This is a genomic window from Sphingomonas sp. BK345 (genome assembly GCF_014193845.1).
Classification (GTDB): Bacteria; Pseudomonadota; Alphaproteobacteria; order Sphingomonadales; family Sphingomonadaceae; genus Sphingomonas.
In genome coordinates this window covers 193,061-215,471 of record NZ_JACHZX010000003.1, presented here as the reverse complement: position 1 = coordinate 215,471, position 22,411 = coordinate 193,061, and the positions used below count along the sequence as shown (strand labels likewise).

Here is a 22,411-nt window from a genome sequence, read left to right as displayed (position 1 = left end):
TGTTCCACGTGAAACACTATGATGTTGTGGTGGTCGGCGGCGGTCACGCCGGCACCGAAGCCGCCGCAGCCGCCGCGCGCCGCGGTGCAGCAGTCCTTCTCGTCACACAACGTGCCGCGCAGATCGGCGTCATGTCATGTAACCCGTCGATCGGTGGCGTCGGCAAGGGGCATCTGGTCCGCGAGATCGATGCCTTGGACGGCCTGATGGGCGTCGCTGCCGACGATGCCACGATCCATCGAAGAATGCTCAACCGGTCTAAAGGCCTCGCGGTACAGGGACCTAGGGTTCAAGCCGATCGACGACTATACCGAGGATCGGTCCAGGCGCAGCTTCGTGAGTACGCCTCGCTGACGATCATCGAAGACGAGGCGATCGAGTTGGAGACGATAGGCGGCTCGATCGCCGGCGTTCGGTTTGACAGCGGTCTTTCGGTTCGAGGTCGCGCCGTGGTGATTGCTACCGGCACGTTCCTCGGTGGGCGGCTCTTTCGGGGGACCGAGCGGCTTGACGGCGGGCGCATCGACGAACGGCCGAGTCATCGGTTGAGCCAGCAATTCCGCTCGATGGATCTTCCGATCACGCGATTGAAGACGGGAACACCCCCGCGGCTCGACGGTCGAACGATCGACTGGAGCCGGCTCGAACGTCAATCGACCGACGAAGACATGTGGCGCATGTCGTTTCTGCCATGCCCTCGCCGGTTCCTGCCCCAGCTCTCCTGCGCGATCACGCGCACCAACGAGCGTGGGCACGACGTCATTCGCGCCGGGCTTTCTGACTCTCCCCTCTTCGCCGGTGCGATCGAGGGTGGCGGCCCGCGGTACTGCCCGTCGATCGAGGACAAGGTGCACCGCTTCGGCGACCGCGACGGACACCAGATCTTCCTTGAGCCTGAAGGGTTGGATGATCACGTCATCTACCCCAATGGCATCTCGACCTCGCTCTCGCGCGGCATTCAGGAGCGGCTGATCGCGACGATCGCCGGGCTCGAACGTGCCCGCATCACCACCTACGGCTATGCGGTCGAATATGATCATCTCGATCCACGCTCACTGGATCACCGACTGGGGCTGCACGACCTTCCCGGTCTGTTCTGTGCGGGTCAGATCAACGGGAGCACGGGATATGAGGAAGCCGCCGCACAGGGTTTGATCGCCGGACTCAACGCGGCAGCGCACGCGCTCTCGCTCGACTCCTTCGTCTGTGATCGCGCGGCCGGCTATATGGGAGTCATGGTAGATGATCTGGTGCTGCAGGGTGTAAGTGAACCCTACCGGATGCTCACTGCGCGCGCCGAGTACCGTCTCGCGTTGAGGGCGGACAACGCGGAGACGCGGCTCACCGGGCTCGGTGTCGCGGCGGGAGCGGTACGGGAGCAGCGGCGTGCATCGTTCGAGCGGCGGCAGGAGATGCGCGTTCGTGCCAGAGCCGGAGACCGACGGGAGATCGATCCCGACGTGTATCGCGAGGTCGAGGAAGACGCGCGCTACGCACCCTATCTCGAGCGACAGACCGCGGAGATCGCCAGAATGCGCGCCGATCGCGATGTCACCATTCCGTCGCCCGAGACGCTGCACGCCGTACCCGGCCTTTCTACAGAGATGATCGAACGTCTGAGCATCGCACGCCCGACGACCTTGGACGAGGCGTCCCGGGTGCGGGGTATTACACCCGCGGCGTTGTCGGCTCTTTGGCTGCACGCACGGAAAAGCGCATGACCGAGGAAGAAGCGCGGGCTTGGGTCGTCACCCGCTTTGACGAGGCCGCGGCGCGACGGCTTGATCGCTTCGGGGCGCTGGTGATCGAGGAAAACGCGAGACAGAATCTGATCGCCCCCTCGTCCGTGGCGACGACGTGGTCACGCCATCTGCTCGATTCCGCCCAGCTTCTTCTCCTTGCCGGACGCACGGGCGACTGGCTGGACGTCGGCACCGGAGCCGGCTTCCCCGGTATGGTCATCGCGCTGCTGAGTGAGCGATCGGTCACCCTGGTCGAACCGCGCGCCAGGCGCGTCGAGTTTCTCACCGCCGCCGTCAGCGAGCTTGGACTCACCAACGTGAACGTTGTGAGGGGTAGAGCCGAGACCCTCCCCCCTCACCTGTTCGCGGTGATCTCAGCGCGCGCAGTCGCCTCTCTCGAGGATCTCCTCGGCATGACCCGCCACCTCCGCGACGCGAGCACGCGGCTCGTTCTACCGCGTGGCCGCAGCGGTGCCGCCGAGATTGATCTCGCTCGCTCTCGATGGCAGGGTGTGTTCCACGTGGAACACAGTCTCACTGACGCTGAATCACTCATCGTCATCGCTGACGGAGTATCTGTCTGATGTTCTGCATCGCCATTGCCAATCAGAAGGGCGGCGTCGGGAAAACTACCAGCGCGATCAACGTCGCGACGGCCTTGGCCGCCTCTGGCCATCGGGTCTTGCTGATTGATCTCGACCCTCAGGGAAATGCTTCCACTGGGCTTGGCATCGCGCAGGCGCAGCGCGAGCGCTCGACCTATGACGTACTGCTCGACGACGCCGGGCTGGCCGAGGCAGCAGTACCGAGTGGTATCCCTCAGCTCGACGTCATTCCCGCGACCGTCGACCTGTCGGGTGCCGAGATCGAGCTCGTCGAGTCGAGTGATCGCACGCACCGCCTCCGCCGCGCGATCGATTGCGCCGACCGGAGCTGGGATGTCGTGCTGATCGACTGCCCACCCTCGCTCGGCCTACTCACGATCAACGCGATGGTAGCGGCCGACGCGCTCCTTGTTCCGCTCCAGTGCGAGTTCTTCGCGCTCGAGGGGCTCAGCCAGCTGCTCAACACGGTCGAGCGGATCCGATCGCGCTTCAATCCCTCGCTCTCGATCCTGGGCGTGGCGCTCACGATGTACGATCGTCGCAACCGGCTTACCGAGCAGGTCTCGGCGGACGTGCGGGCAGTGCTCGGCAAGGTTGTGTTCGACACCGTTATACCCCGCAACGTCCGCTTGTCGGAGGCGCCGAGCCATGGCCTGCCGGCGCTGATCTATGATCATCGCTGTAGCGGCTCGGAAGCTTATATCGCACTGGCGCGTGAGCTGATCCAGCGTCTGCCGCGAGAGGAGAATGTAGCAGCATGAGTGATGCAGGAGCGCGACGCGCGCGCAGCGGTCTCGGGCGCGGGCTGAACGCCCTGCTGGGTGACGTGGCGCAGGACGAGCGTGACGCCGGCGAGGCGCCGGCGCGTGGCGCGGTGCGGATGATTCCGGTCTCGGCGATCGCGCCGCACCCGGAGCAGCCGCGACGCCACTTCGACGAGGCCGCGCTCGATGAGCTCGCCGCCTCAATCGCAGAACGCGGCGTGATCCAGCCGATCATCGTGCGCCCGCACGGTCACGACTATCAGATCGTCGCGGGCGAGCGCCGCTGGCGCGCGGCGCAGCGCGCCCGCCTGCATGAGGTGCCGGTCGTCGTCCGCGAATATAGCGACAGCGAGACGCTGCAGATCGCACTGCTGGAGAATATCCAGCGGCAGGATCTCAACGCGATCGAGGAGGCGCGCGCCTATCAGCGGCTGATCGACGAGTTCGGCCACACGCAGGACGCGCTCGCCCGCGCGGTGCACAAGTCGCGCAGCCACGTCGCCAATCTGCTTCGCCTGCTCGACCTGCCCGATGAGGTCCAGTCGCGCGTCGTGAGCGGCACCCTGACGATGGGGCATGCGCGTGCGATGGTCAGCGCAGAGGACCCTATCGCACTGGCCGATCAGGTCGTGACACAGGGTCTCTCGGTCCGCCAGACCGAGAAGCTCGCCAGTTCCGACAAGCGCGGTGGCAGCGCGGCGCCCCGCACGACCCCCGGCGGCGCGCGCGCGATGGCGCCGACGAGTGGGGGTAGCGCCGATATCGCCGCGCTGGAGAACCAGCTCGCCGACCTGCTCGGGCTCAAGGTGCATATCGCGTTCAACGAGGACGGCCGCGGCTCGATCACGCTCGATTATAGCTCGCTGGAGCAACTCGACATGGTGTGCCAGCGGCTGAGCGGCGAACGGATCTGATCGAGGCGCCTCATTCGCGCCATTCAACTCCCACCAGGCTCCGTTGAGCGCCGGAGCCATCGCCGCGGACTCAGCGCCCGCAGCACGTCGGTTTGATCCCTTAAGGCTGAAGCTCGCGCCAGCGGACGCCGGAGCCCAGGGGGCCCGGAAAACGTTCGGATCGCTGGGCTCCCGGCCGGGCAGGAGCACGCTCGTGCATCGAACGTGGGGATGATGCGCTAGACGACCGCATGCGCGCCGCGAGGTTTGGTTCGGATGGCGGAGCGGCCCGTGCGCCATCCCCGCCCGCCCCGCTACCGCGGCCCACGCCTCCCCTAGCGCGCCACCCGCTGCGCAAGCCGCAGCAGGAAGGTCTCCATCACCACGCGTCCGGCCGGCCCTGCGGCGATCACCTCGCGCTCGGTGCGCCGTGCCGCCGCGAGCGCCGCCGCGAGCGCCGGCACGCGCCAGCGCCGCAGCGCGGTCGCGGTGCTGGCCTCCTCGCGCCAGAAGACGCGGTGCCGCTTCATCACCTGATCGACCCCCTCGCCCGAGTCGATCGCCGCGCGCATGTCCGCGAGCGACAGCAGTCGCCGACCGAGCGCGCGCAGCAGCGGGATCGGCGAGCTGTCCGCCCCAGCCATCCGCCGCAGCCCCTCGACCAGCGCGGGTACGTCGCCGCCGGTCACGGCGAGCACCACGTCGCCGATCTCCCCCTCGGCGATATCGGCACCGATCGCGTCGAGCGCCTCCTCGTCGGCGTCGGCAGGGCGATCCGGCGCGGCGTCGAGGTAGAGCGCGAGCTTCTCCACCTCGCGCGCCATCACCGCGCGATCGCCGTCGCTCGCGCGGACGATGCGCTGCACGGCGGTGGGCGCGATCCGCAGCCCCTCCGAGCGGCCCAGCTCGGCCACGACCGCGGCCGCGTCGCGCGCGTTGGGGGGATAACAGGCGAAGGCGAGCGCGCGATCCGAGTCGATCGCTGCCTTGACCAGCTTGCCGGTCGCCTTGACCGACGGCGCGATCACCACGACCGGGTTGCCCGCCCGCTCGAGATCGAGCAACGCGGCGATCGCCTCGAGCACCTCCTCGCCCGCGCCGGTGACGCGGATGTAGCGAGGATCGCCGAACAGTGAGATCGCCGCCGCCTCGTCGCTGAGACGCGCCGGATCGCTGCGCAGCGTCGCACCATCGAGATCGACGCGCTCAGCGCCCTGCCCCAGGGCCCGCCCCAAGCGCGCGACATGGGCCTGGGCGGTCGCCTCGTCGGGACCGTGGAGTAGATAGAGGCGGAGGTCCGCCGGTGGCCGGTCGAGCGCGGCGATGAGCCGCGCCTCGGTCGCCTTCATGGTGCCGGCGGCTGCGTCCGCCGCGCATAGAGCGCCAGCCGCGCCACGATCTGGTCGGCCACCGTCTCGGACAGTCGCTCCAGCGCGGTGTTCTCGGCGGCGATCGTGGCATATTCCGAGCCGACCACGTCGATCCCCGCATCCGAGCCCGCGGTGGCGTCGACCACCACCGTGCCCTGCGCGGCGTCGATCAGCTGGTAGCGCGCACGCAAGGTCCGCCGCTCGCGCGCGATCGAATCGTCGGTCCGCGTGCCGAGGCCGACGATATCATCGTCGAGCCGTACGGTGAGCCGGTATCTGGCGGCGCTGCCGCCCTGCCCCATCGCCCCGAGCCGGTCGCGCAGCGCGTTGGCCATCAGCCAGCCCGATTTCCCCTGGATTGGCGCCACGTCGACGCTGCCCAGCGTCGCCGCGACCGGGCCGGACGTGCCCCCGGCGTAGAGCGGCTTGAGCCCACAGCCCGCCAGCGCGAGCGACAGCGGCACGATCAGGCCGGGCAGGAAGAAGCCGGGCAGCGCGCGGGTCATGCGACGACGTTGACCAGCCGGTCGGGCACCACGATCACCTTGCGCGGCACACGCCCCTCGAGCAGTCGCGCCACCTTGTCGTTGGCGAGCGCCGCGGCCTCGACGTCCTCGCGCGCGAGCCCTTTCGGCAGCGTCAGCGTGTCGCGCAGCTTGCCGTTGACCTGGATCGCGACGGTGACCTCGTCCTCTACCAGCAGCACGGGATCGACCGCTGGCCAGGGCGCGTCGGCCACCAGCCCCTGGCCGCCGAGCAGCGCCCAGGCCTCCTCGGCGATGTGCGGCACCATCGGCGCGACCAACTGAACGAGCGTGCGCACCGCGCCGTCGCGCGAGGCCGAGGGCGCCGCTTTCTCGATCGCGTTGACGAGCTCGTACAGCTTGGCCACCGCCTTGTTGAACGACAGCGCCTCGACGTCGGCGGCGACCCCCGCGATCGTCTGGTGGAGCTTGCGGTCGAGCGCGGCGTCCGTACCCTCGCCGGCCGCGCCCTCGCCCAGCGCGTCGAACAGCCGCCACAGCCGCTGGACGAAGCGCCACGCACCCTCGATGCCGTTCTCGCTCCATTCCAGGTCGCGCTCGGGCGGCGAGTCGGAGAGCATGAACCAGCGCACCGCGTCCGCGCCATATTGATCCACGATCGGCGCCGGGTCGACCGTGTTCTTCTTAGACTTGGACATCTTCTCGACGCGGCCGACCGTCACGGGCCCGCCGGTGGCGAGCTCGACGCCGCCGCCGATCTCCTCGGGCGCGAGCCAGCGGCCGTCCGGCGCCTTGTAGGTCTCGTGCGTCACCATCCCCTGGGTGAACAGCCCGGTGAACGGCTCGGCCAGGTCGATCAGCCCGACGTGGCGCAGCGCGCGCGTCCAGAAGCGCGCGTAGAGCAGGTGGAGGATCGCATGCTCGACCCCGCCGATATATTGCCCCACCGGCAGCCACCGCTCGGCCTGTTCGCGGTCGAACGGGCGATCCTCGGGCTGGCTGGCGAAGCGGATGAAATACCAGGACGAGTCCGCGAAAGTGTCGAGCGTATCGGTGTCGCGCAACGCGTCGCCGCCGCACTGCGGGCAGTCGACATGCTTCCATGTCGGGTGGCGCTCGAGCGGGTTGCCCGGCACGTCGAAGCTGACGTCCTCGGGCAGCGCCACCGGCAATTGCTCGCGCGGCACCGCGACCTCGCCGCAGGCGGCGCAGTGGATGATCGGGATCGGCGTGCCCCAGTAGCGCTGGCGGCTGACGCCCCAGTCGCGCAGGCGGTACACCGTGGAGCCCTGCCCCCAGCCCTCGCGCTCGGCGCGCTCGATCACGACGCGCTTGGCCTCCTCCACCGCGAGGCCGTCGAGGAAGTGCGAGTTCACCAGCATGCCCGGGCCGGTATAGGCCTCGCTGCCGTCGAAGGCGGGATCGGTGCGCTCGCCGTCGGCGACGACGCGCCGGATGGGTAGCCCGTATTTGCTCGCGAACTCAAAGTCGCGCTGGTCATGCGCGGGCACGCCGAAGACCGCGCCGGTGCCATAGTCCATCAACACGAAGTTGGCGATGTACACCGGCAGCTCGCCCGCGCCGAGCGGGTGCGCCGCGGTGAGGCCGGTGTCGTAGCCCAGCTTCTCCTGCGTCTCGAGCTCGGCCGCGGTGGTGCCGCCCTGCTTGCAGCGCTCGATGAAGGCGGCGGCCGCGGGATCGCGCGCGGCGAGCGCCTGCGCGATCGGATGGTCCGCCGCGACCGCGACGAAGCTGGCGCCGAAGATCGTGTCCGGCCGGGTGGTGAAGACCTCGACGCTGTCGCCGTCGCTCAGGGCGAAGCGGAACTGCAGCCCCTGGCTCTTGCCGATCCAATTCTCCTGCATCAGCCGGACCTTGTCGGGCCAATGCTCGAGCGAACCGAGGCCGTCGAGCAGCTCGTCGGCGAAGCGCGTGATGCGCAGGAACCATTGCGACAGCTTGCGCTTCTCGACCAGCGCGCCCGAGCGCCAGCCGCGCCCGTCGATCACCTGCTCGTTGGCGAGCACGGTCATATCGACCGGGTCCCAGTTGACCGCCGATTCCTTGCGATAAACCAGGCCGGCGCGGTAGAAGTCGAGGAACAGCGCCTGTTCGTGGCCGTAATAGCTCGGGTCACAGGTGGCGAGCTCGCGCGACCAGTCGAGCGCGAAGCCGAGCCGCTTGAGCTGCGCCTTCATCGCCGCGATATTCTGGCGGGTCCACTCGCCGGGATGGACCTTCTTCTCCATCGCGGCATTCTCGGCCGGCATGCCGAAGGCGTCCCACCCCATCGGGTGGAGCACCTCATGCCCCGTCATCCGCCGGAAGCGCGCGAGCACGTCGCCCATCGTGTAGTTGCGCACGTGCCCCATGTGGATCTTCCCCGAGGGATAGGGGAACATCTCGAGCACGTAGCTGCGCGGCTTGGGGCTGTCGTCGCGCGCCGAGAAGGTATGCGACTCGTCCCACACCTGCTGCCAGTGCGTGTCGGCCTTGAGCGCGTTGAAGCGTGACGCCATCGTGGGTCGGTGCCTCAGCCGGTGATCGCGCCGCGACGCAGGTCGCGCGCGCGGGTGAGGATAATGTCCTCGAGCTTCTGCGTCGTCGCGGCCTCGACCGGCGCCGCGATCCACTGGCCGCCGCGGCTGATCTCGCGCAGCGCGGCGACGCGGACGGCGTCGGCGCGCAGATCCTGGTCGAGGATCGAGACGGTCACCTTCATCCGCTCGGTCGGCACCTGCGGGTTGACGTACCAGTCGGTGACGATGACACCGCCGTTCGAGTCGGTCTGCAGCAGCGGCATGAAGCTGAGCGTGTCGAGCGAGGCGCGCCACAGGTAGCTGTTGACGCCGATCGTGGTGACCTTGGACGCGGCGAGGTCACCCTCGGGGCGCGCCGCCTTGCCGCCGCAGGCGGACAGGGCAAGGGCGGCGAACAGGCCAACCGCGAGGCGCGAGGGGCGGAGCATCGGCAAGGTCCTTCAGGGCGAAAACGGGGTATCGCGCCTGCTCTACCCGCCGCCCTGTCGCCGGGCAAGCGCGCCTCATTGTGGACATAGTGCAACAGAGTTTCCGAAAAGAGCCAGCGGCCCGATGGACAAGGAACGGAATCCTGTTACGCCCGCTCCAGAGGCCGGCGTGCAGACTCGCCGGGCATAAAAGGGGTGGACGAGATCGTGGCCGCAGGACGCCACATCGCAGCATGTGTCTCGGGGGCCACATTGGTCGCCGCGCTGCTGGCTGTGCCCGCGATGGGGGCTCCCGACGCGGCGCCCAAGTCGGCGCGCCGCGACGCCGGGCTGCCGCGACTCGCGGGATCGTTCACACCGTCAGCCGCCGACCCCAAGCTCGCGGCGCTGTTCGCGCGCGGCGGGCTCGACGCCAGCGGTTTTCGCTTCACCCCATCCGAGTCGCGCAGCGGCAATCGCGCCGTCACCGTCGCGGTCCGCGCGCGCTCGTCGGCGACCGCGCGCGACGAGGCAAGGCTCGTCTCGGCGACGCCCGCCACCGTCGGGGTCGCGCCAATCGCGTACAATCTCGGGGTCGCGGTGGGGTGGAAGCGCTTCGCCGTCTCGGGCGATCTCGCCAAGGTCGATCTCGGCGCGCTGCCGGGCGGGCGCGAGGCCGCCGACGTCGCGCTCAGCTACTCGGCGAGCAAGTGGACCGGGCGCGTCAGCGCCAGCAGCGACCGCGCCTTGCCGGGTGCCGCACGCGCCGTGGCCGAGCCGCAATCCTACTCGCTCGACGTCGGCGGCAGCTACTCGCTCACCCGCAACCTCGATCTGACCGCGGGCATGCGACTGAAGAGCGAGCGCGACCGGCTGACCCGGATCGACGACGAGCGCCGCGACAGCCAGGCGGTGTACGTGGGGACGGCGTTCCGGTTCTGAAGTGACCGATGGGGTCGGTTACGCGTCGGCCTGTGCTGCGCTCGAGCGTCGCCGTCCTTCCGCGCCGGCGATGAGCCGTCCGCTCGCAGGCCCACCATCAGACCGCCGTCGCATCCCGCGCCGCATCTGACCAGTAGCGACGGGAGCCACGCGGCCGGGCTTGCTGATGTTGCACTCAAGCGCTGATGTTGCGTTAAGGCAACGCTCGATCGCTCGCGCGCTCGCCCTGACAGGCGGTATCAGCGCATCATCACGTCGGCCGTCAGGTAACTGGATGCCCCGCGTGGATTCGAACCACGATTGACGGAGTCAGAGTCCGTAGTCTTGCCGTTAGACGACGGGGCAACAGGGGGGCGCAACTAGAAGGCGCACGCGGCGCTGTCAATGGCCGCCTTGCCGCTCGTCGCCGCAGCGTGTAGCGTTACCATCAAGCACCGGGTGATCGCGCGTCGCGCGCGGGTCGCGTCCGGAAGAGATGAGAGAGTCAGACGGCAATGGTGGACTTCCCCGCCCAATTGCCGCGCCGGCAGGGAGACGACCCTGCCCGTTCGGCCCGACCCCAGCCGCGTCCCGCGCGCGGCGGCGCGCGGCATTATGCCGCGCTCGACCTCGGCACCAACAATTGCCGGCTGCTGATCGCACGCCCGCACGGCGACGGCTTCGCGGTGGTCGACGCCTTCTCGCGCATCGTCCGACTCGGCGAGGGGCTGGCGCACAACGGCGCTCTGTCCGACGCGGCGATCGAGCGCACCATCGCCGCGCTGCGTGTCTGCGCCGACAAGCTCCGCCGCCGCAACGTCACGCTGGCGCGCTCGGTCGCGACGGAGGCCTGCCGCCGCGCCAGCAACGGCACCGACTTCATCGCGCGCGTCCGCGCCGAGACCGGCATCCACCTCGACATCATCTCGGCGGAGGAAGAGGCACGGCTGGCCGTGCTCGGCTGCCACGCCCTGCTCGAACCGGGAACCGGCCCGGCTCTGGTGTTCGACATCGGCGGCGGCTCGACCGAGCTGGTGCTGATCGACGCCGACACCACCGTGCCGGTGGTGCGCGACTGGCATTCCGCGCCCTGGGGCGTCGTCTCGCTCACCGAGAGCGCGGGCGGCGGCGCGTCGGCCGAGGAGCGGGAGCGCGCCTACAAGCGGATGCGCGCGCTGGTGGCGGAGAGCTTCGCGCCCTTTGCCGCGCGGCTGCCGCGCCCGGCGACACCGCCGCGGCTGCTCGGCACCTCGGGCACGGTGACGACGCTCGCCAGCGTCCACCTGGGCCTGGAGCGCTACGATCGCTCGCAGGTCGACGGGCTGATCGCGCCGGCCGCGGCGATGCGCCAGATCAGCCAGGAGCTGGCGGCGATGTCGCTGGGTGAGCGCGCGCAGCTGCCCTGTATCGGTCGCGAGCGCGCCGACCTCGTGGTGGCGGGCTGCGCCATCCTCGAGGGAATCCTCGACCTGTGGCCGGCGGAGCGGCTCGGCGTCGCCGACCGCGGCATCCGCGAGGGTATCCTGCGCCGGCTGATGGAGACCGAGGCGTGACTCACGTGATGGGACCTAGCGACGCGTGAGGGGCACGGGAGCGGGACGCCAACGCGTCAAGACCGCGCGCAACCGCAGCGAGCAATCCACCCGCTGGCTCGAGCGCCAGCTCAACGACCCCTATGTCCGCCGCGCCAAGGCCGAGGGCTATCGCAGCCGCGCAGCCTATAAGCTGATCGAGCTGGACGAGCGGTTCGGGCTGCTCAAGGGCGTGAAGCGCGTGGTCGATCTCGGGATCGCGCCGGGGGGGTGGAGCCAGGTGGTGCGGCGCCAGGCGCCGGGCGCCGCGGTGGTGGGGATCGACCTGCTGCCGGTCGACCCGATCGACGGCGTCACCATCTTCGAGATGGACTTCATGGCCGATGAAGCGCCGGGCGAGCTGATGGCCGCGCTGGGCGGCGCGCCCGATCTGGTGCTGTCCGACATGGCCGCCAACACGGTCGGGCACCCGCAGACCGACGCGCTGCGCACCATGGCGCTGGTGGAGACCGCGCTCGCCTTCGCGATAGACGTGCTGCGGCCGGGCGGGACCTTCGTCGCCAAGGTGTTCGCGGGCGGCGCCGATTCGGCGCTGGTGGCGGAAATGAAGCGCAATTTCACCGCGGTGAAGCACGCCAAGCCGCCCGCGAGCCGCAAGGGATCGGTCGAGTGGTTCGTGGTGGCGCAGGGGTTCAAGGGTCGCGGCGAGCCGGCGGAGGAGTGAGGGTGGCGGCAGGCGCGCCCGTTCATCCGTGGGAGCCCCCCAGGCGCACAGCCTAAGCTCGCGCTCGTATCAGCGCGCGAAGTGCTTCGGGACGCCGCTTCGACGAGCTCAGCGGCTCCTCGGCACGAACGGGGGAGCGGAGCACGGAGAAGCGGAGCTGTGCCGCCTCAACATCCGTGGCGACACACTCTGACCGTTCGCGCTGAGGAGAGGCTGAGCCTGTCGAAGTCTCGTCTCGAAGCGCCGCCGCGACGGAGACAAGCGCGCGCCAGCCATCCACCGTGCCGCCCCTGTCCCACATCGCCGCGCTTTGCTATCGAGACCCGCCGCGGGGCGCTCCCTCGCCTCACCGCCCCTTCCTGCCACCGCCGCCCATCCGCCACCGACTCAACATTCGCGCTTCCGCCAGAGCCCGACACCGTTCAGCGACTCAACTTTCTCAACATTCGCGCCGCGCGCGCCCCGATCCGGACCCCCGCAATGACCTCCCCCCGCCGCACCTTCGCGATCATCTCCCACCCCGACGCGGGCAAGACCACGCTGACCGAGAAGTTGCTGTACTTCGGCGGCGCGATCCATCTCGCCGGCGAGGTCAAGGCGCGAGGGCAGAACCGGCGCGCGCGCTCGGACTGGATGAAGATCGAGCAGCAGCGCGGTATCTCGGTCACCTCCTCGGTGATGACGTTCGAGCATGACGGCATCACCTTCAACCTGCTCGACACGCCGGGGCACGAGGACTTCTCGGAGGATACCTATCGCACGCTCACCGCGGTCGACTCGGCGGTGATGGTGATCGACGCGGCCAAGGGGATCGAGCCGCAGACGCGCAAATTGTTCGAGGTGTGCCGGCTGCGCTCGGTGCCGATCATCACCTTCGTCAACAAGGTCGATCGCGAGGGGCGGCCGGTGTTCGAATTGCTCGACGAGATCGCCGACATGCTCGCGCTCGACGTGTCGCCGATGAGCTGGCCGATCGGCATGGGGGGCGAGTTCGAGGGCGTGCTCGACCTCGCGTCGAACCGGATCAGCCGGCCAGAGGGCGACAGCCGGGCCTTCCTCGGCACGGTCGAGGACTCGCCCGCGCTGTCCGAGCGCTGGCAGGAGGAGATCGAGCTCGCGCAGATCGGCTATCCCGCCTTCGACCCCGAAGCATACCGCCACGGCGACCTCACCCCGGTCTATTTCGGCTCGGCGCTCAAGGACTTCGGCGTCGCGCAGCTGATCGCGGCGCTGGCCGAGCACGCGCCCCCGCCGCGTCCGCAGCCCGCCGAGCCAGCGCCGGTCGCGCCCGAGAACGACGAGGTCACTGGCTTCGTGTTCAAGGTCCAGGCCAACATGGACCCCAACCACCGCGACCGCATCGCGTTCATGCGGCTGTGCTCGGGCACGTTCAAGCGCGGCATGAAGCTGACGCCGACGGGCCACGGCAAGCCGATCGCGGTCCATTCACCGATCCTGTTCTTCGCGCAGAACCGCGAGGTGGCGGACGAGGCCTTCCCGGGCGACATCATCGGCATCCCGAATCACGGCACGCTGCGCGTGGGCGATACGCTGAGCGAGCGCGCCGACGTGCGCTTCACCGGGCTGCCCAACTTCGCCCCCGAGATCCTGCGCCGCGTTCAGCTCAAGGACCCGACCAAGACCAAGCAGCTGCGCAAGGCGCTCGACGACATGGCCGAAGAGGGCGTGACGCAGGTCTTCTACCCCGAGATCGGATCCAACTGGATCATCGGCGTGGTGGGGCAGCTCCAGCTCGAGGTGCTGCTGTCGCGGCTCGAGGTGGAATATAAGGTGGCGGCGGCGCTGGAGCCGGCGCCGTTCGATACCGCGCGCTGGGTGTCGGCGGAGGATCCTGCCGCGCTCAAGGACTTCATGGACCTCAACCGCGGTGCGATGGCGAAGGACCGCGACGGCAATCCGGTGTTCCTGGCGAAGAGCGCATGGGAAGTCGGCTATATCGCCGATCGTTACTCAAAAGTGCGCTTCGCCGCGACGCGGGAGCGGTGAGCGCGGCGCGTTCCACGTGAAGCCATCGTCGGCGCGGGGGCGTGCGTGATTCGGCGCGACCGCCCACGCCACCCGCCGCCATCGTGAGCTCGTCTCAGGATCCACCGCGCCGCATACTCAAGCACCGGTGGCGCTCGCGGACGGGTGGATCCTGAAACGAGTTCAGGATGACGTCTTCGAGAGCAAAGGCTCGGGCGTGCCCGCCCGCGTCAGTCCTTCCAGCCCCAGTAGAGCTGCGCCGGCGGTACGTTCCACCATTCCATGTCGTGATCGATGCGCGGGAAGTGCGGCGCGATGAAGTCGCGGACCTTGGGGCTGAACTGGTACACCAGGAAAGCGCCGCCGGTGCGGATCACGCGCTGCGTCGCCGCCGCGATCGCGGGGCCGACTCCATCGGGCAGCGTCGAGAAGGGCAGGCCGGAGAGGACATAGTCTGCAGCCTCATGGCCGTGCTCGCGGACGATCGACTCGACATCCGCGGCCGACCCGTGGACCGCGACGAAGCGCGAGTCGGTGATCGTGTGGTTGAGATACCGAATGAAGTCGGGGTTGGTGTCGATCGCGATCAGCGTCGCGTCCGGGGCCATTTTCTCGAGGATCGGGCGGCAGAAGGTGCCGACGCCGGGGCCGTATTCGACGAAGAGCTTGCAGTTCGCCCAGTCGACCGGGCCGAGCATCTTGGCGATCAGCCGGTCCGATGAAGGGATGATCGACCCGACCATCACGGGGTGCTTGAGGAACCCGGTGAAGAACATCTGCCAGGGACCGGGCACGCCGGCGGCTCTGCTGCGGTTGCGCCGCATGGCGTTGGTCGAACTAGGCATGTGGAAAGATGTCGCTCCCGAACCCTAACGGTGACAGACGCGTGTCACCACGATGACGAACGCCTTGCAAGCGCGGCGGTTGCCATAGCGGGGTTGCGGCCCGCCCCCAAGCGCCTATTCGCCCGGCCGTTGGCGCAGCGGGAGCGGGCGAATGCGGGACGGCGGCGAGCGGGTCGGGCAGGTGGTGGTGACGTTCGTCTCGCACCGCAACGGCCGCGACGAGGCGGGCTATGCCGCGGCGGCGGCGCAGATGGACGCGCTCGCGGCGGCGCAGCCTGGCTATCGAGGAGTCGACAGTGTGCGCGACGCGGACGGGCTGGGGATCACGCTGAGCTACTGGGCCGACGAGGCGAGTGCGGTCGCGTGGCGCGACCATCCCGAACATGCCGCGACGCGTGAGCGGGGGCGGGAGCGCTGGTATGACGATTACGCGGTGACGGTAGCGACGGTAACGCGGGAGTATCGCTGGGCGGCAGCGAGCGAGTGAGATCCCCCCGCTCGGCGGGGAGGGGGACCGCGCCCTTAGGGCGTGGTGGAGGGGGCTGTCCGCGGCCGTCGCGCTGCTTGGAGAACCCCCTCCACCACCCGGCTGCGCCGGGCGGCCCCCTCCCCGTTCCGGGGAGGATTTATCCGTTAGTCCGTCCCTTTCGGCCCGCGAGGGGTGAGCTGGCCGGGCGCGATGAAGCCGATCGGCTGGATCGCATTCGCGTCCTGCTTCAGCCGGGACGCCATCTGCTCATAGTCTCGTTCTACCTCCGGCGTGACGCTGGCGCGGCTCTCCTCCAGTGCGCGGTCGAAGTGCGCCGCGGTCACCTGCCGCGACTCGAGCGACTCGCGCAGCGCGATCAGGCCGGCGCGACGCACCACATCCTCCAGATCGGCACCCGTGAAACGCTCGGTGCGACGCGCCACCGCGTCGAGGTCGACGTCGTCGGCGAGCGGCATCTTCTGCGTCTGGATTGACAGGATCCGCCGCCGTCCGGACTGGTCCGGCACGCCGACATAGATCAGCTCGTCGAACCGCCCCGGTCGCAGCAGCGCCGGGTCGACCAAGTTGGGCCGGTTGGTCGCGCCGATCACCACGACCGATTGCAGCTCCTCCAAACCGTCCATCTCGGCGAGGATGGTGTTCACCACGCGCTCGGTCACCTGCGGCTCACCCAGTCCGCCACCGCGCGCGGGGACGAGGCTGTCGAGCTCGTCGATGAAGATCACGCAGGGCGCCACCTGGCGTGCGCGCTGGAACAGCCGGGCGATCTGCTGCTCGCTCTCGCCATACCATTTGCTCAGCAGATCGCTCGACTTGGTGGCGATGAAGTTCGCCTCCGCCTCGCGCGCCACCGCCTTGGCGAGCAAGGTCTTGCCGGTGCCCGGCGGCCCGTAGAGCAGGAAGCCCTTGGCCGGGCGAATGCCGAGCCGGCGGAACGCGTCGGGATCCTTGAGCGGCAGCTCGACTCCTTCCTTGAGCCGCATCTGCGCGTCGTCGAGGCCGCCGACGTCGCTCCACTGCGTGGTCGGCGCCTGTACCATCACCTCGCGCATCGCCGAAGGCTGGACTCGCTTGATCGCGCCCATGAAGTCCTCGCGCGTCACCGCCAGCGTGTCGAGCACCTCGGGCGGGATGCTGCGATCCTCGAGGTTGAGCCGCGGCATGATCCGCCGCACCGCCTCGATCGCCGCCTCGCGCGTCAGCGCGGCGAGGTCGGCGCCGACGAAGCCGAAGGTAGTCCGCGCCAGCTCGTCGAGGTCGACCTTGTCGCCCAGCGGCATGCCGCGGGTGTGGATGCCGAGGATCTCGCGCCGGCCGCGCTCGTCGGGCACGCCGACGATGATCTCGCGGTCGAATCGGCCGGGCCGGCGCAGCGCCTCGTCGATCGCTTCGGGGCGGTTGGTCGCGGCGATGATCACCACGTTGGCGCGCGCCTCCAGCCCGTCCATCAGCGTCAGCAGCTGCGCGACGACACGCTTCTCCGCCTCGCCCGAGACCTGACCGCGCTTGGGCGCGATCGAGTCGATCTCGTCGATGAAGACGATCGAGGGCGCTGCCTTCGTCGCCTCCTCGAACACGCTGCGCAGCCTCTGCTCCGACTCACCATAGGCGGAGCCCATGATCTCGGGACCGTTGATCAGGAAGAACTGCGCGTCCGACTCGTTCGCCACCGCGCGCGCCAGCCGCGTCTTGCCGGTGCCGGGCGGGCCGTGCAGCAGCACCCCCTTGGGCGGATCGACGCCGAGGCGCTGGAACAGCTCGGGATAGCGCAGCGGCAGCTCGACCATCTCGCGAAGCTGGTCGATCGTCGCCGCCATGCCGCCGATGTCGTCGTAGGTGACGTCGGCGCGACGCGCCGCCTCGGGCTCCTCATATTCAGGCCGGAGCTCGATCTCGGTATTCTCGTCGATATGGACCACGCCCTTGGGACTGGCCGAGACCACCGAGAGGCGGATCTCTTGCAAGGCGTAGGCGGGCGCATTGATGTAACGCTCCATGCCCGGCGGCATGTTCGGGACGCGCTGATGCCCGGCGGTGGCGACGACGTCGCCCGCGCACAGGGGCCGGCCGAAGAAGGTGCGCTTGAGCGCCGTCGTCGAGCCCTGCAAGCGCAGGTTCTGCTGCGCCGGCGCGAAGACGACTCGGGTCGCGGCCTTGCTCTCGACGCGGCGCACCTCGACGAAGTCACCCGAGCCGACGCCGGCGTTGGCGCGCTGGAGTCCGTCGATCCGGATGATCTCGAGCCCCTCGTCCTCGGCATAAGGGCCGACGGCTCGCGCGGGGGTCGTCTTCTTGCCGACGACCTCGACCACGTCGCCGTCGGTCAGCCCCAGTGCGGAGAGCACCGAGCGCGGCAGATGCGCGATGCCGCGACCGCTGTCCTCGGGGCGTGCGTTCGCCACCTGCAATTTGATCACCCGGGGTTCGGCGTCCGCCATCCTGCTGCCCTTCCTCGCTCGCGCGGTCGAGCGCAGGAGATAGGGCCAGGGTTCCGGATTGCGAGAGCGACACTCGCCGCTACGGGCCTGACGCAGACGAAAAAAAGGCCGCTCAACGAGGAGCGGCCTATGAAAGTTTTTAGGAGAGGATGCCTGAAAGGCACGCTTTAAATGCGCGGCAACAAACCATTGTGCAAGTGCGAATGATAGCGCTATAGTTGCATAAAATGCATTCGAGCCCGTTCGCACGCTTGCGCCGAGGCGTGCGCGCCCCATCATCCGGCGCAGGACCGAAGTTGAATCGCCCATGCGCCGCCTGCCGCCCCTAACCGCGATCGAGGCGTTCGTCGCCGTCGCTCGCCTGGGCTCGATCAAGGCCGCGGCGCAGGAGCTGGCGCTCTCCCCACCCGCGCTCAGTCGCCGCATCCAGACGTTGGAGCGCTTTCTCACACGCCCGCTGTTCGACCGGCGTCACCAGGCGATGGTGCCCAATGCCGACGGTGAGCGGCTGCTGGCCGCGATCGCACCCGTGCTCGACGGCCTGTCCGACGCGATCGACTCGATGACCAGCGGCAGCGAGGTGCTGCGGCTGCGTCTCGGCGTGCTGCCGCTCTACGCGTCGCAGCGGCTGTTCCCGCGCCTGGGCGAGCTGCGCACCGCGCATCCCGAGCTTCACCTCGACATCGATACCGGCGGCAACGCGCTGGGGCGGCTGGGCGAAGGGCTCGACGCGGTGATCGTGGTGGCGCGCGACGTCGACCCGTTGCTCTACTCGGAGCGGCTCGACCGCAACATGGTCTATCCGATCGGCGCCCGCTCGCTGCTGGAGGGGCCGCGCCCACTGCGCTCGCCCGACCAGCTGGAAGGGCACACCATCCTGCTCCACCGCGACATGCCCGACACCTATGCCGCCTGGGCGCAGGCCGCCGGGGTGCCGGCGGTCGAGTCGGTCGCGATCGACTATTTCGACTCGGGCGCACTGATCCTCGAGGCGGCGGCGCAGGGGCTCGGAATCGCCTTCATGCACGAGAACCACTTCCAGGACGCCAACGATCCGCGGCTGGCGCGACTCTTCGACATCGATGTCACCAGCCCATACAGCTATTGGTTCGCCTGCCGCCCGCGCGCGCTGCAGACCAAGCCGGTGCGGCTGTTCCGCGATTGGCTGATCCGGACGCTGCGGCAGGAGTGAGGGGGGAGAGACTACGATAGAGGCGCTCGCCTCCCCCCCGATCATCATCTTAGGCACCCCAACCACCGTCATTCCTGCGAAGGCAGGAAACCAGATGCGTTATCGTCGCGGTCCGAGCCGCAACCGCAGCACGTCTGGATCCCCGCCTTCGCGGGGATGACGGAAAAGGGCGCAAGGAAGGGCGCCGCCCGACAGGACAGAGAGCGCGATGGCGCGTCACCGCCCATCACGCCCCCCTTTCGCGCGAAGAGGACCTTAGGCCGCCTTCATCGACACGATCTTGCCCGGGTTCGCCGGCGGCTCGCCCTTGGGCAGTGCGTCGATCAGCTCCATGCCCTCGGTCACCTCGCCCCAGACGGTATACTGGCCGTCGAGGAAGCGCGCGTCGTCGAAGCAGATGAAGAACTGCGAGTTGGCCGAGTTCGGGTCCATCGTCCGCGCCATCGAGCAGGTGCCACGCACGTGCGGCTCCTTGCTGAACTCCTGCTTGAGGTTGGGCTTGTCCGAGCCGTGCATGCCGGTGCCGGTCGGGTCACCGCCCTGCGCCATGAAGCCCGGAATGACGCGGTGGAACACGACGCCATCGTAGAAGCCGTCATTGGCCAGCTCGGCGATGCGCGCGACATGCTCCGGCGCCAGATCGGGGCGCAGGCGGATGGTCACGTCGCCGCCCTCGAGCGTCATCGTCAGCGTTGAGTAAGTATCGGCCATGGAAGATCCTTTCGGTACGATGCGGGCGCGTTAGTGGCTGGGCGCGCGGCTGGCAAATGGTGCGAACGCGCGGTAGGGCGGTGCGGTCCGGCACCAACAGGAGACGGCGGCGCATGAGCGAGAGCGAGCTGGCCGATCCGATCGAGGCCGCCGACGACCGGATGGACGAGGACGACCGGCTCAAGCCCGAGTTCGTCCGCGCGGTGATCGACGCGGTGCAGGCCGGCGACGTCGCCGAAGCGCACGCGCTCGTCGAGCCGCTCCACCCCGCCGACATCGCCGACCTCTTCGAGCTCACCCCCGAGAACTGCCGCCGCGACCTCGCCGCCGCGATCGCCGACCTGGTCGACGCCGACGTGTTCGCGGAGATGAACGATTATGTCCGCGAGAGCCTGATCGACGCGCTCGACGCCCGCCAGGTGGCGGACATCGCGAGCGAGCTCGACACCGACGACGCGGTCGCGATCATCGAGGACATGGAGCCGGAGGACCAGCGCGAGGTCCTCCGCGCGATGGAGCCGGACGATCGCGCCGCGATCGAGGAGGCGCTGTCCTACCCCGAGGAATCCGCCGGCCGCCTGATGCAGCGCGACCTGATCGCAGTGCCGGAACATTGGACGGTGGGCGACGCGCTCGACTATCTGCGCCGCGACGACGGGCTGACCACCGACTTCTGGGAGATCTATGTCGTCGATCCGGCGCATCGCCCGGTCGGCACCTGCATGCTGAGCTGGGTGCTGCGCGCGCCGCGTTCGGTCGCGATCGCCGACGTGATGCAGCGCGAGCAGACGCTGATCCCGGTCGATATGGACCAGGAGGAGGTCGCGCTCCGCTTCCAGAAATATGCGCTGATCTCCGCCGCGGTGGTCGACGGTGCGGGGCGGCTGGTCGGCATGATCACCGTGGATGACGTGGTCCATATCATCCAGCAGGAAGCCGGCGAGGACACGCTGCTGCTCTCCGGCGCGGGCGAGGGCGACATCAACGAGCCGATCCGGCTCACCGTGAAAACCCGGCTGACCTGGCTGGTGGTGAATCTCGCCACCGCGATGCTGGCGGCGTCGGTGGTGGGGCTCTTCCAGGGCGCGATCGCGCGCTACGCGGTGCTGGCGGTGCTGATGCCGATCGTCTCGGGCATGGGCGGCAACGCCGGGACGCAGACGCTCGCGGTGGTGGTGCGTGCGATCGCGACCAACCAGCTGACCGACACCAACACCGCGCGGATGATCGTGCGCGAGTTGCGCATCGCCGCGGTCAACGGCGCGACGCTCGGCTGTCTCGTCGGGCTGGGCAGCTACATCGTCTACGGCGACGAGCAGCTGTCGCTGGTGATGGCGCTGGCGATGGTGATCAACAACCTGCTCGCCGGGCTCGGCGGCGTGCTGGTGCCGGTGACGCTGGACCGTTTCCGCATCGACCCCGCGGTGTCGTCCGCGGTGTTCGTCACCACGCTGACGGACACCGGCGGCTTCCTCTCCTTCCTCGGGCTCGCGACCTTGTGGGGGCTGGGCGGCTGACCCACATCGGCGAGAGAATGCCGCTCCATCTCACCAAGGTCGCGTTCGGCGCGGCGAGCGTTGACCTGCTCGCCGAGCGCCTTCGCGCGCGTGCCGCCGCCGGACCCGTGTTTCTCACCACCCGGTACCTGCCCAAGCGCCACGAGGAAGTGGCGGGGCAGGGCTCGCTCTACTGGATCATCAAGCACCAGCTGGTGGCGCGCTCGCCGATCCTGCGCTTCGGCGAGGCCGAGGGTGGGCGCGTGGCGATCCACATCGATCCCGAGCTGCGGCTCGTGCTGGCGCTGCCGCGCCGCGCGCACCAGGGCTGGCGCTATCTCGAGGCGGGCGACGCGCCGGTCGATCTCGGCGGCGCGGCGGGGGAGGGGATCGCTGCGCTGCCCGCGGCGCTCGCGGCCGAGCTGAGCGCGCTGGCGCTGCTCTGAGTCAGCGGCGACGTGCGGCGAACAGCTCGTTGAGATAGGCGGCGAGCCGGACCCCGCCTTTCTCCAGCTGGAGCTCCATGCGCGGCGTGTTCTCGTAGACATAGGCGTAGGACAGCGTGTCCTGCCCCGCCGCGGGATAGATCCGATCGCGCAGCGCGGCGCTCTCGGCAATCCAGACGCGCGGATCGGTGACCGCCCAGGCGCGTGCGTCGGGCGGGGTGACCCGCGCGCCGAGCCACGCCGACAGCTCGGTGAAAGAGAGCTGCTCATCGTCCACCAAAGCGGAGTCCCACACCGAGTGGAGGTTGGTAGCGCGGCCGAAGAAGGTGACCTTGCGATCGTTGCCGCCGCGGTCGGTACCGTCGCCGGTGTGGAGCGGCTGGTGAAGATCACCGACGATGTGGACGACGAAGCGCAGCGCGGCCTGCCGCTCGGCGAGCGCCGCGCGCGGGTCGCGCAGCGTGGCGCTGAAGCGGGTGAGCGCAGTGACCGCGTCGCCCTCTGGCGGGGCGCCGACGTCGGCGTAGATCTTGCCCGCGGGCACGGTGACGTAATGCCACGGCGACGCCTGGCGCTGCCAGAACGGCGACGGGTTCGACTTCATCGTGTCGGGCCAGTTCGCCGCCTCGGCGAGCGTCTCGACGCCCAGAATGGCCTTCACCGCCTGGCGCGTGCGCGGGGTGAGGCGCCCGTCGGCGATCTGCGCGACGACGCGATGGCCGGTCTTGCCCCAGGCGAGGGCAGGGCTTGGCAGGGTGGCCGCGAGCGCGGCGAGGAGCGCGACGAGCGCGCGCGAGGGCAGGGCAGGCATGCGCCGCCTCTGC

Annotated in this window: 20 protein-coding genes and 1 tRNA gene; 12 read left to right on the top strand and 9 right to left on the bottom strand. The window is 69.3% G+C overall.

What is annotated here, in order from left to right; translation table 11 throughout:
• Window positions 1-8: 8 nt before the first annotated feature.
• Genes mnmG through FHY03_RS10390 form a run of 4 tightly spaced genes read left to right on the top strand, consistent with a single transcriptional unit; the run spans window position 9 to window position 4,025 of the window.
• Window positions 9-1,721 carry a tRNA uridine-5-carboxymethylaminomethyl(34) synthesis enzyme MnmG gene (gene mnmG, locus FHY03_RS10405; protein WP_183930630.1) on the top strand — a complete coding sequence of 571 codons (1,713 nt, stop codon included), beginning with the start codon at window positions 9-11 and terminating at the stop codon, window positions 1,719-1,721.
• Window positions 1,718-2,326: a 16S rRNA (guanine(527)-N(7))-methyltransferase RsmG gene (rsmG, locus tag FHY03_RS10400; RefSeq protein ID WP_183930629.1), complete on the top strand. Its 609-nt coding sequence runs from the start codon at window positions 1,718-1,720 to the stop codon at window positions 2,324-2,326. Before mnmG ends, rsmG begins: the two co-directional genes overlap by 4 nt.
• On the top strand, window positions 2,326-3,108 hold the full coding sequence (locus FHY03_RS10395; protein ID WP_221190119.1) for a ParA family protein: 783 nt from the start codon (window positions 2,326-2,328) through the stop codon (window positions 3,106-3,108). Before rsmG ends, FHY03_RS10395 begins: the two co-directional genes overlap by 1 nt.
• Window positions 3,105-4,025, top strand: coding sequence for a ParB/RepB/Spo0J family partition protein (locus FHY03_RS10390; RefSeq protein WP_183930627.1), 921 nt, complete (start codon window positions 3,105-3,107; stop codon window positions 4,023-4,025). Before FHY03_RS10395 ends, FHY03_RS10390 begins: the two co-directional genes overlap by 4 nt.
• Before the next feature lie 314 nt (window positions 4,026-4,339).
• On the opposite strand, the gene holA is transcribed toward FHY03_RS10390, so the two are convergent.
• Genes holA through FHY03_RS10370 form a run of 4 tightly spaced genes read right to left on the bottom strand, consistent with a single transcriptional unit; the run spans window position 4,340 to window position 8,827 of the window.
• Window positions 4,340-5,353: a DNA polymerase III subunit delta gene (gene holA, locus FHY03_RS10385; RefSeq protein ID WP_183930625.1), complete on the bottom strand. Its 1,014-nt coding sequence runs from the start codon at window positions 5,351-5,353 to the stop codon at window positions 4,340-4,342.
• Entirely contained in the window at window positions 5,350-5,880 is a 531-nt protein-coding gene (gene lptE, locus FHY03_RS10380) for an LPS assembly lipoprotein LptE (protein WP_183922541.1), read from the bottom strand. The genes holA and lptE overlap by 4 nt, the downstream gene beginning before the upstream one ends.
• Window positions 5,877-8,378, bottom strand: a complete 2,502-nt coding sequence (gene leuS, locus FHY03_RS10375) for a leucine--tRNA ligase (protein ID WP_183930623.1) — start codon at window positions 8,376-8,378, stop codon at window positions 5,877-5,879. The genes lptE and leuS overlap by 4 nt, the downstream gene beginning before the upstream one ends.
• A 14-nt stretch (window positions 8,379-8,392) precedes the next feature.
• Window positions 8,393-8,827, bottom strand: a complete 435-nt coding sequence (locus FHY03_RS10370; protein WP_183922552.1) for a DUF3576 domain-containing protein — start codon at window positions 8,825-8,827, stop codon at window positions 8,393-8,395.
• A 195-nt stretch (window positions 8,828-9,022) separates the two neighbouring features.
• Between FHY03_RS10370 and FHY03_RS10365 the strand changes: the two genes are divergently transcribed.
• Window positions 9,023-9,748, top strand: coding sequence for a hypothetical protein (locus FHY03_RS10365; protein ID WP_311721361.1), 726 nt, complete (start codon window positions 9,023-9,025; stop codon window positions 9,746-9,748).
• A 271-nt stretch (window positions 9,749-10,019) separates the two neighbouring features.
• Here the strand turns inward: FHY03_RS10365 and FHY03_RS10360 are convergent.
• Window positions 10,020-10,093, bottom strand: a tRNA-Gln gene (locus FHY03_RS10360).
• Between the two features lie 149 nt (window positions 10,094-10,242).
• Between FHY03_RS10360 and FHY03_RS10355 the strand changes: the two genes are divergently transcribed.
• From FHY03_RS10355 to FHY03_RS10345, 3 genes are all read left to right on the top strand, one after another.
• Window positions 10,243-11,280 (top strand): Ppx/GppA phosphatase family protein, encoded by a 1,038-nt coding sequence (locus FHY03_RS10355; RefSeq protein WP_183930621.1) that lies wholly within the window; start codon window positions 10,243-10,245, stop codon window positions 11,278-11,280.
• A 25-nt stretch (window positions 11,281-11,305) separates the two neighbouring features.
• Window positions 11,306-11,983, top strand: a complete 678-nt coding sequence (locus FHY03_RS10350; protein WP_183930619.1) for an RlmE family RNA methyltransferase — start codon at window positions 11,306-11,308, stop codon at window positions 11,981-11,983.
• Between the two features lie 480 nt (window positions 11,984-12,463).
• Window positions 12,464-13,990 (top strand): peptide chain release factor 3, encoded by a 1,527-nt coding sequence (locus tag FHY03_RS10345; RefSeq protein WP_183922558.1) that lies wholly within the window; start codon window positions 12,464-12,466, stop codon window positions 13,988-13,990.
• 209 nt (window positions 13,991-14,199) lie between these two features.
• Here the strand turns inward: FHY03_RS10345 and FHY03_RS10340 are convergent, their stop codons facing one another.
• On the bottom strand, window positions 14,200-14,814 hold the full coding sequence (locus FHY03_RS10340; RefSeq protein ID WP_183922560.1) for a class I SAM-dependent methyltransferase: 615 nt from the start codon (window positions 14,812-14,814) through the stop codon (window positions 14,200-14,202).
• 151 nt (window positions 14,815-14,965) lie between these two features.
• Here FHY03_RS10340 and FHY03_RS10335 point away from each other — a divergent pair, with 151 nt between their 5' ends.
• Window positions 14,966-15,301, top strand: a complete 336-nt coding sequence (locus FHY03_RS10335; protein ID WP_183922562.1) for an antibiotic biosynthesis monooxygenase — start codon at window positions 14,966-14,968, stop codon at window positions 15,299-15,301.
• A gap of 146 nt (window positions 15,302-15,447) precedes the next feature.
• On the opposite strand, the gene FHY03_RS10330 is transcribed toward FHY03_RS10335, so the two are convergent.
• Window positions 15,448-17,742 carry a CDC48 family AAA ATPase gene (locus FHY03_RS10330; RefSeq protein ID WP_183930617.1) on the bottom strand — a complete coding sequence of 765 codons (2,295 nt, stop codon included), beginning with the start codon at window positions 17,740-17,742 and terminating at the stop codon, window positions 15,448-15,450.
• Between the two features lie 307 nt (window positions 17,743-18,049).
• Between FHY03_RS10330 and FHY03_RS10325 the strand changes: the two genes are divergently transcribed.
• Window positions 18,050-18,934: a LysR substrate-binding domain-containing protein gene (locus tag FHY03_RS10325; protein WP_183922566.1), complete on the top strand. Its 885-nt coding sequence runs from the start codon at window positions 18,050-18,052 to the stop codon at window positions 18,932-18,934.
• A 255-nt stretch (window positions 18,935-19,189) separates the two neighbouring features.
• On the opposite strand, the gene FHY03_RS10320 is transcribed toward FHY03_RS10325, so the two are convergent.
• Window positions 19,190-19,645 carry a peptidylprolyl isomerase gene (locus FHY03_RS10320; RefSeq protein ID WP_183922568.1) on the bottom strand — a complete coding sequence of 152 codons (456 nt, stop codon included), beginning with the start codon at window positions 19,643-19,645 and terminating at the stop codon, window positions 19,190-19,192.
• A gap of 113 nt (window positions 19,646-19,758) precedes the next feature.
• Between FHY03_RS10320 and mgtE the strand changes: the two genes are divergently transcribed.
• Both mgtE and FHY03_RS10310 read left to right on the top strand, forming a co-directional pair.
• On the top strand, window positions 19,759-21,162 hold the full coding sequence (gene mgtE / locus FHY03_RS10315; protein ID WP_183922571.1) for a magnesium transporter: 1,404 nt from the start codon (window positions 19,759-19,761) through the stop codon (window positions 21,160-21,162).
• A gap of 17 nt (window positions 21,163-21,179) precedes the next feature.
• Window positions 21,180-21,587, top strand: coding sequence for a DUF1489 family protein (locus tag FHY03_RS10310; protein WP_183930615.1), 408 nt, complete (start codon window positions 21,180-21,182; stop codon window positions 21,585-21,587).
• Window position 21,588: 1 nt separating this feature from the next.
• Here the strand turns inward: FHY03_RS10310 and FHY03_RS10305 are convergent, their stop codons facing one another.
• Entirely contained in the window at window positions 21,589-22,398 is an 810-nt protein-coding gene (locus FHY03_RS10305) for a S1/P1 nuclease (RefSeq protein ID WP_183922575.1), read from the bottom strand.
• Window positions 22,399-22,411 lie beyond the last annotated feature (13 nt).